Annotated in this window: 12 protein-coding genes and 1 pseudogene; all 13 read right to left on the bottom strand. The window is 29.0% G+C overall.

The genetic code is table 11. The features are described 5' to 3' along the window. Positions 1-442 (bottom strand): annotated as a pseudogene (locus tag F938_RS23775) (transposase); the annotation flags it as partial. A gap of 65 nt (positions 443-507) precedes the next feature. After that, positions 508-705, bottom strand: a complete 198-nt coding sequence (locus tag F938_RS09945) for a hypothetical protein (RefSeq protein ID WP_005031193.1) — start codon at positions 703-705, stop codon at positions 508-510. Positions 706-746: 41 nt separating this feature from the next. After that, positions 747-1,340 carry a hypothetical protein gene (locus F938_RS09950; RefSeq protein ID WP_005031194.1) on the bottom strand — a complete coding sequence of 198 codons (594 nt, stop codon included), beginning with the start codon at positions 1,338-1,340 and terminating at the stop codon, positions 747-749. 27 nt (positions 1,341-1,367) lie between these two features. Continuing rightward, positions 1,368-2,093: a hypothetical protein gene (locus F938_RS09955; protein ID WP_005031195.1), complete on the bottom strand. Its 726-nt coding sequence runs from the start codon at positions 2,091-2,093 to the stop codon at positions 1,368-1,370. Continuing rightward, positions 2,071-2,784: a hypothetical protein gene (locus F938_RS09960; protein WP_005031196.1), complete on the bottom strand. Its 714-nt coding sequence runs from the start codon at positions 2,782-2,784 to the stop codon at positions 2,071-2,073. The genes F938_RS09955 and F938_RS09960 overlap by 23 nt, the downstream gene beginning before the upstream one ends. A 60-nt stretch (positions 2,785-2,844) precedes the next feature. Then, a complete protein-coding gene (locus F938_RS09965; protein ID WP_005031197.1) occupies positions 2,845-3,534 on the bottom strand; it encodes a hypothetical protein in 690 nt (229 codons plus the stop codon). 34 nt (positions 3,535-3,568) lie between these two features. After that, on the bottom strand, positions 3,569-4,291 hold the full coding sequence (locus F938_RS09970; RefSeq protein ID WP_005031198.1) for a hypothetical protein: 723 nt from the start codon (positions 4,289-4,291) through the stop codon (positions 3,569-3,571). A 20-nt stretch (positions 4,292-4,311) separates the two neighbouring features. Next, positions 4,312-4,926, bottom strand: a complete 615-nt coding sequence (locus F938_RS09975; RefSeq protein ID WP_010590856.1) for a hypothetical protein — start codon at positions 4,924-4,926, stop codon at positions 4,312-4,314. Between the two features lie 47 nt (positions 4,927-4,973). After that, on the bottom strand, positions 4,974-5,693 hold the full coding sequence (locus tag F938_RS09980; protein WP_005031201.1) for a hypothetical protein: 720 nt from the start codon (positions 5,691-5,693) through the stop codon (positions 4,974-4,976). 20 nt (positions 5,694-5,713) lie between these two features. Then, positions 5,714-7,018, bottom strand: coding sequence for a hypothetical protein (locus F938_RS09985; protein WP_005031203.1), 1,305 nt, complete (start codon positions 7,016-7,018; stop codon positions 5,714-5,716). A 1-nt stretch (position 7,019) separates the two neighbouring features. Beyond that, a complete protein-coding gene (locus F938_RS09990; RefSeq protein WP_005031205.1) occupies positions 7,020-7,625 on the bottom strand; it encodes a hypothetical protein in 606 nt (201 codons plus the stop codon). After that, positions 7,625-8,173 (bottom strand): DUF4123 domain-containing protein, encoded by a 549-nt coding sequence (locus F938_RS09995; protein ID WP_005031207.1) that lies wholly within the window; start codon positions 8,171-8,173, stop codon positions 7,625-7,627. Before F938_RS09995 ends, F938_RS09990 begins: the two co-directional genes overlap by 1 nt. 1 nt (position 8,174) lies before the next feature. Then, positions 8,175-8,850 (bottom strand): DUF2345 domain-containing protein (locus F938_RS10000; RefSeq protein ID WP_005031210.1); only part of this gene is annotated, 676 nt, incomplete at its 5' end.

Below are 8,850 nucleotides of genomic sequence, written 5' to 3' on the forward strand. Positions count from 1 at the left end.
TTATTCTCGTTGGTGAGCTTCAGTAGCCAGTCTGCAATCATCTTATTTTGCTCATCTAATTGAGCTTTATAACGATAACAGGTTTGACTAAGTTGAAATATAAAGCAAGCTTTACTCACTGAAATCTTAAATTGTTCAACAGCTCGCTGAGCAAGAGATTTACGTTGTGCAGGCTTTATAACTTCTTTGACAGTGCATCCTGAAGAATATCTGCTTTAAGGCGTTCGTCAGCATACATACGTTTCAGACGAGCATTTTCAGCTTCTAATTCTTTAAGTCGTGTCATCATTGAAATATCCATACCTCCATATTTCGCTTTCCATTTATAAAATGTAGCGGAATTCATACCATGTTCACGGCATAAGTTAGGCACAGGTGTTCCTGATTCAGCTTGTTTTAAAATACTCATGATTAAGCTGTCTGAATATTTAGATGTTTTCATAAAAAATCTCATTGAACAGGATTATTCGATTTTCTACTTTTGAGTTCAATTATTTTGAGGGGGGATTACCTTGGCATTGCATTCAAATTCAGCTGATTGACTGGTGCAAATCTTAAATAATTTATTTCTGTTGATAAGACTGATTTATTTTTATCTTCAAAAATAAAAAAACGCTGATCTACATTCGTTCCATAACTATAGTACGATACAGAAGTACTAATTAAAAATACCACCCCACTCCAAACAAAAATATTATATTTCATAAACTTAACCAAAAAATCACTTGAAACAAAAAAATTAATATTTATCTGCGATATATATTTACTTGTCCAGAATTATTGTTTGGATCACAATTCACCTCCAAGCCAACTCCCTTCTCGTAAAAATTATTAATCATTATTTCACCACCATTCTTGCTAAAATCATAAAAATCTTTATCTGTTTTATCAAAATTAATTAAATTTAGAATATTCCTGACATTATTTTTATCAAAATCAGAAATTTGATTACAGTTCTCAAATCTATATTCAATAGATTTAACACCTGAACCGCCTGAATCTGGATTAACAATTAGAATAGAATTTCTAATTAAAATAGTCAAAGAATTAAAATTATCATCAAAATTTACATTTCTATAATCATTTTCAGTTATGACTTTCTTATAGACCAAACCACCAATAAAATCTTTAAACACAACCTTATCAATTCTTTTTCCTTCAGTAAAAACAATACGATGATATGGTGTGAATAAAGCTCTAGGTGTACAATCTGCACTTAAACAAGGATCATTTATTTTGTGCTCATACTCTCCCATAATTTTTAAGTAAACACTAGGTTTCGCATTAAAATCATAAGATAATAAAAAAGCAAGAATAACAATTAAAAATATTTTACCCATTTTAAATTTTCACAATTAAAAGTTATATTATTCAGTAGCATTTACCCTAGGTGTACCATTGGTTTTGTAAATATAAAAAGTAGTATTATTATGTGTTTGTTCAGTATTGAATTCAAACCAATAATCAGCAATTTTAATTCTATTTGTGACTAAAAAATCTCCATATTTATTTATTCCATTCTCTATATCAGCAATATGTTCATGTAGTAATTTTTCATATACTTTCTTTGAATCTGTCTTATTTAGCCCTAAAACTTTAGCATAAATAATGGGAACTTCTGGATTCAAATTAATTTTTTTATATTTTCCAGTAGATTTGTCAAAATCATGACCCAAATAAATAACGATCTTACGTTGATACTTTAAATTTTCTCCATTTGAATACACTGTAGAAGAAATTTCAGGTAGTTCAAAACCTTGACTATAAAAGAAAATCTTATTTATACCATATGAGTTTGGTTCTATTTCATATCGTTTATGAACTATTGAAGCATCTTTATTTGATTCAATGTATCCTGAAGTTAAGATTGCATTTTCGATTTTAGAAAAACTAACAGGAATCTCTTCCAATTTAAGTTGATTTACAGGTGAGTTTTTACTGAAATCTATTTCTGGAACGACTTGATGTTCTGTAGTACTCTTAAAAATATAATATTTTTTAGAATCTTCAATATTATTCTTACAGCCATAGCATGCCAGAGAAAAAAGTATTACAAATATGGCTTTAATTTTAATAATACAATGATTTTTCATAAATTTTATCTGTCACCTTGGTATAGTAAACAGTATAAGCAAAACTATTGACTTGCCCTTTTCCTACAAACCACTCTGGCTCAGACTCTAAAATGATATGAACACCATTAAAATTTCTTTCAGAAATAACTTTTCCATATTTATCTCCACCTTGACAGCGCCCTTTGGTTAAAAAATTTTCAATGAATTCATTAATATTTTTCTTGTCTAAAGCTGCAATACCTATTAGAAAAGCTTGGTCTGTAATTGATTGATTAATATTTTTATGGATATTATCATCAAATGGCACAAAATTATCACTGGAGTAAAAGTTTGTGTTTGGACCTTGCCCAGTAGTTCGTACTTCTAGCGTAGACATATGATGGTCGTTATCTTCAAAATTTTCATTATGAACGACTCCATTATCAAAACCTTGTACAGCAGATAATCGATCTATAACTTTTAACTTTAGATAATTTGATTTCATCTCTTTATACTTGTTATATATTTTTTTAAAATTATAGTCCAAATACAAATCATTATCCACAACAAATAAATTAATAGCTCTAGACAGATTCTTTTCTATATTTTGATATTTCTCTTCTTTAGCTTTTTTACCATCAACTTTGCATAGGTAACTTAATACTTCTTTAGATGAACAGCATTGTAATAGAGAAAAGCTTAGTATGAGACTTAAAATTATCTTGATCAATATTACACCTCATCATATGCTACATAAATTAAAACAAAATTAACCACCACATAAATAAAACTAATATATTGATGTTTCATACTTTTTATCCGTTTTCCTTGTAAAATAAATAAAAAAGTTCAAACTATTATATTTACTATTTTTAATTTGTTTCCCATCAGCCTCTAAAATAATATGCATATCATTTATATTCCATTCTTCCACTTCAGGCATATTTGAATCACCACATTGTAATTTCCTTATAAAAGCATTAACTTTACTATTTAAATCAACACTACCCACTTTCTCACCACTTACCACATAAATCTGATCCTCAATCATAGACACAATTTTTTCTTCTATATTTTCATTATAAGAAACATAGTTATCGCTACTAAAAAATATATGATTACCCTTTAAATTACTATTAGCTGAAAGGTCGGAAATGTAATCAAAATTCCTCTTCACACTATTATTAACAGTACCATCTGCAAATCCAACTTCAGGAGAAAGACTATGTAAAACTTTCAATATTAAATAATGACTATTTAACTCAAAATACCTTTTTATAATTTCATTTTGATTATAATTTAGATAAATTTTATTATTTTCAACGAATAATGATATATTCCTACCTACTCGAACATCGTAACTATTCCCAGCATCTGAATTTTCACTATTCCTTACCTTACAATCACTATTATTCGATTTAAATAAAAAAGCAAATGCGCTTATTAAAAAAATCGTTAATATCAAAATTAAAAATTTCATAAAAACACTGCCTAAAAACTATAAAATATATTAATTATTTTCTATATATTGAAAAAAACGAAAGCTCTATATCACTATAATTATGGTATTTTCTAGTTTTACAATTAACATCCTTAATTTCACCACTAGCAACTTTAGAAGCAATAAATTTTTTATTAATTGTTGAAATCTCATATACAATTTCATTATCTTTAAAAGACCCTGAATAGATACCATTTTTTAAATTAAACACACCATTCTTCATATTTACCAACAAGTCTCCTAACATCTTATTATACGCGATCTCTGAATCACCATGATTATTCAACACATTTATTACACCTACTATCGTTTTCTTTAAAATTTCTTTTTTAAAAATATCAGGAGCAGATCTAACTTCTAAATTAATATATTTGACATATTCTCCATCTGGAATTATTATAATCCTACCTATTGAATCATAATTATCATCAATAATATAAATATACCCCTGATTTTCATATATATTCATATTATCCAATGTTTTTCCATTTTGAATTTTATCAAAAAAATTCACTACACTTATTCCTAAATTCTTCTTTATAGGATTTTCCATTAAACTTTCCGAAGGTAAATACTTGTTTATATCCAGATTTACATTAGGTTCTTTATTTAGACAGAACTTATTTATCAAATCTATATCTTTACTATTATTCGTTATTACTTTACCATCACAACCAACAGTAAAAGCTAGAACCAACCCTAAATATATCTTGTAATTACCCTTATTAAAAATCATTATTTTAAATCACTTAAAATTTATTTTCTATAAATATGAAATTGACCATTCTGTGACTTAATATCACATGAAATTTCATAAACAATCTTATCTCCATTGTAAATTGTATTAGTTAAAAAACCTTCCTTAATGTTATTAATATCAAATTTAAAAAAACCTTCATTAACTTTAGTATTTTTAAAAATGTTTATAATTTTTTTTATTCTATCTTTATCTATTAATTGAATTGATGAACACATTAAAAATTCATAATCTATCGATTTAACCTTGCCTGTTGATAGATTTGGATTGATTGTTAACATAGCTTCATTTTCAAGATCTATATAATTTGAGTTATCTTTATCTTTAAAACTATATCCCTTCAAAATTTCACTACTCAAGACATCTTTGCTTAATAAGACAGTAGCAAAATTTTCATAATTTAAAAACTCAAGATCCTTTAACTTCTCATATGGAATTTTATAGTAAGGCGAATTAAATTTCTCTGGAGTACAATCTGAATTAAAACATGGATCATTTATATTCTTTTTATTGACACTATGAGCCTCTAATTGAGTATCCCCTTTATTTTCAGAAGAACAAGACACACACAAAATAAAAAAAACTATAAAAAAAAATTCGCTTTCAAAACTCATATTCTCCATTAAATGTAGAAATTTTTTTCTTTAAATTACTAAATTTATTAGAAATCACACTTCTTAGGATTATCTTCACTCTTATAAATATTAAAGTAAGTATTATTTTTTATACGTTCTGTATTTAATTCCAACCAATAATCTTTAAAATTTATTCTTGTTGTCACCAAGTACTTACAATATTCATTTATATTATTTCTTATATTTAAAACATGCTTATTCAAAATTGTTTGATATATATATCTCGACTCATCTTCATCAGCAATATCCAACGACGAAATCAGAGATACAGGAATTTCTGTATCCAAATTTATTTCTTCAAATTTATTTCCATTATATCCCATACTCAAATTCAATCTAACACTTTTGAGTTGATTAAATTTAGAATTTGTTGCATAAATCTCAGAAAAAAAATCTGGCACATCCCCCCCATTATTAAAAAAGTATATTTTCTTCATAGTTAAGCCATAATCAATAACTTCAAAATGTTTTTCATTTATTAATTCATCACTATTTTTATATCCTTTCTTTTCAATATTATTTATTATTTTACCTAAACTGATTGGTATCTCTTTTAATTTAAGTTGATTTACTGGAGCAAACCTTGAGTAGTTTATTTCAGAACTTAACTCTATATCATTCTTATTTTCAAAGACATAAACAGATTTTTCTCTTTTAATGAATTTCTTCTCTGAGTTATTTCCAGAACTACAAGATGAAATAAAAAAAGAGCATATTAAAAAACTTATCTTAAAATAAATATTCATAACGATTCTCCATCATTTTATCAATTCATACTTTTGTCTTGGCGCATGATATCCCACTGCCATTTAAAAAATGTAAATGACTTTTTATCAGTATGAAAAGGGTTGTTATTTCCCAAACTATCTGTCATATAATCCATATAGTTTTCAGTCGAACCACGATAAAAAGTGTGTTTTGCCATACTTCCCTTTTGAAATGTATGAGGTAATGAAAATGAATGACCAAGCTCATGTGGATAAGAATGTGCATGATTCAAATTTGATTTAAAAACAATAACCATATCCCCCCAGACATGACCATCAAGTGTACAAACACCTCCAGCTTCTGTCTGCTTTGTAGTTAAGAAAACGAATGTTTTCTTACTATTTGATATTCCATTTCCATTTTGATCAATTCCACCATTAACCTGTATTGGACCATACTTATTATATAATTCTCGTAAAACTCTTGCGAAATTAGAAGCTTGTGTTTTGCTAGTTGCTCCTTGAATAAAATTTACTAAAGGATCATTCTGATACTTTGTTAAGTCTAACACCGCCTCTCTTTTAATTTCTGCACGAATCAATGCCTGATTAAATGCTATACGTTTTATCAGATATTCATAAGCATCTACACGATCAGGTAGAACTGGTTTTCCACCTCTATATTCAGTAACAACTGGAATCAATATAATATCTGCATGTTTCACAATGCTATTCTTATAGAGCATTAATTTTCCTACTTCAACTTTCACACTTCCTTTCTTTGCAAATACTTTAATTTCCTCATGGTCATTTAACCATCCACCTTGACATTTAATTAAAATACTACGAGCCAGATGATAGTATTGTTTTTTTCCATCTGAATCTTTTACTTTCTTTTTAAGTGCATTTACTAAAAGGATTTGTTTAGGTGATAGTTGAATAAAGTTATTTTGACATTCAAAAATCAATTCTGTTCCATCATTACTTAAAGGTTCTATTTCTTCTATAAATAAATCTAATTTTACTCCATCTTTTGTCATCTTTGATATATGTGGGCTATTAGAATCCTCAATATAAGAAAATAGACTTAACCAAGCAGGAAAGTATTCTTGTCCATAAGGTGAGATTGGATTTTTAACATCAGTTTTATATTCATTTTTTAATTTTTGTACGTCAACACAAAGAGGTTTTTTCGCATTACTTGCTTCTGCAATAAATTTATTCGCATAAATATAGTCATCTCTCAACCAATCAAAGCCATAGTTACCACTATAGTCTTGAGGTCTACGAAAATGTACTAAAAATTTTTTCAAACACGTTGCACACGAAGTACCCGCTGTCGGACTTGCGCCACCCACACCCATCTTACACCTCCAAATACGTTATATTTTTTATAAAGACATTTTGATTAAACTCATTTCCTAGCACATATGCGCTATAAGATTGAAGATCATTTGAATAATGATCTTGAAGCGAATCAAATACACCTTTTTCTCTTAAAAACTCAGCTTTTTCTGGATAAAGAATTGAAAATTTTTCTCGATGATCTATTTGACTAAGATTCTGTTTTAATTGAGCTATTGCTGTTAAAAAAAAGTTGAAATCTTGCCCTAAAACACGTTTCTTATAGTCTTCTAAAAGTTTATCGAAAGCCTCGACATAAGTGACTTGCTCCCCAATATCGTGATGCTGCATTTCATTTTCAATCCAAACAAATTGCGGATCAGTTGGATAATCCATTCCCAAATACACATGGCTTTTCACCATATATTTGAGTGTGTTGATTTGGTTGATTCCTTTTTCAAGATATTGATCAACTAGCGTCTGGATAGGTCCTAATAACTGATCGAATTGACCATTCAGCTTTAATACTGGATTTTCCTTAATAATTTCATAAACTAAGTCGTATAAAAACTCTTTGTTTTGTTCAACATCAAGTTCAAATAGTTTTTTTTGGCTCAATACAAACATCAAGCATGCTCCAATATCATTAATTGATTCGTATGCACATCCTGATAATTTCGAATTGCAATCACCCAACGCTCAATGCCTTGAAAAAATTCATCAACCTGTTCATCTTGCAGTATTTTATTAATTTTCTTGATGATTCTTGGGTCAAACCATCTAAATAATTTTTGGGTTCCATCAGGAAACTCAACCGTTAAATAACTTTTCATTTTCTTAACAAATTGAGTCAGATCTAATGAGCTCAATACAATATTGAGCGCCTGTTCGTCTTTCCAGGTTTGATGAATAAAGTTAAATCTCTCATCATTGAAAAGATCTGAATCATGGATGAGTAAAAGAACAGGTGCGACTTCAAAAGGTGCATTCCCCTCTGTGGTACCTGAAAATAAGGAATAGAATTCTATCCTTGAGTCATTTTGAAACTCATGAATAAATGACAGGGCTTGATCTGAAACTTGTGCTGCATCCAAGATTAAATACATATTCAAGTCATCTTGATAATCTTCGATGCAGCGCTGTATCGGTTTAAATGGAATAATTTCTCTTTTCATTTTATTTATCTACAAATGCCATTCCAAACTTTGCGGCATTTAAAAGGCATGGCTTACAGATATTTTCATAGAAAGTAGGCAATGAATAATCTACTTTTGCTCCACCAATAAAACTGTGCTGTCCAGCCTTAACCTCAAACATACCACCAGTCGTCACAAATACGCCTGAGCCATTAATTTTTAATTGTGAAGTGCCAGATGTAAGAATAATTTCTTTTAGGCTTTTGACTTCAATTACATCTTCAGTCGAAATAATCTGAATACCTTTACGGGCAATCAAATCTGCACCATCTCCTTGGGCTTGAATCTCCACTTTACCATTTCCAGCATAAAGCCTTGCGCCTTCCTGTGCTGCAAACATACTGATCTTGTTTTGTGCATGCACCAAGAAATTCTTTTGCGTACTCAGATTGACGCTATCCCCCGCACTATGACTAATTTGTTTATCCGCAGAGACATGAATGTCTTCATTGCTCGACAAGCCAATTGAATTGGGCGAGGCTAAAACCATCAAGGCTTGTTTAAATGCATCGGCTTTATCTTTTTCACCTTTTTCTATTTGATTCAGGAATTGTTTTAACTCATTCAAGACTTCTAAAGGATCGGTCTGTTGGTTCTTGGCAACTTCACTTAAGGCTTTGGCATTGTTCAGGCTACTTTCTAGCTGACTTTTGGCT

This window comes from Acinetobacter bereziniae LMG 1003 = CIP 70.12 (genome assembly GCF_000368925.1).
GTDB classification, from domain to species: Bacteria; Pseudomonadota; Gammaproteobacteria; order Pseudomonadales; family Moraxellaceae; genus Acinetobacter; species Acinetobacter bereziniae.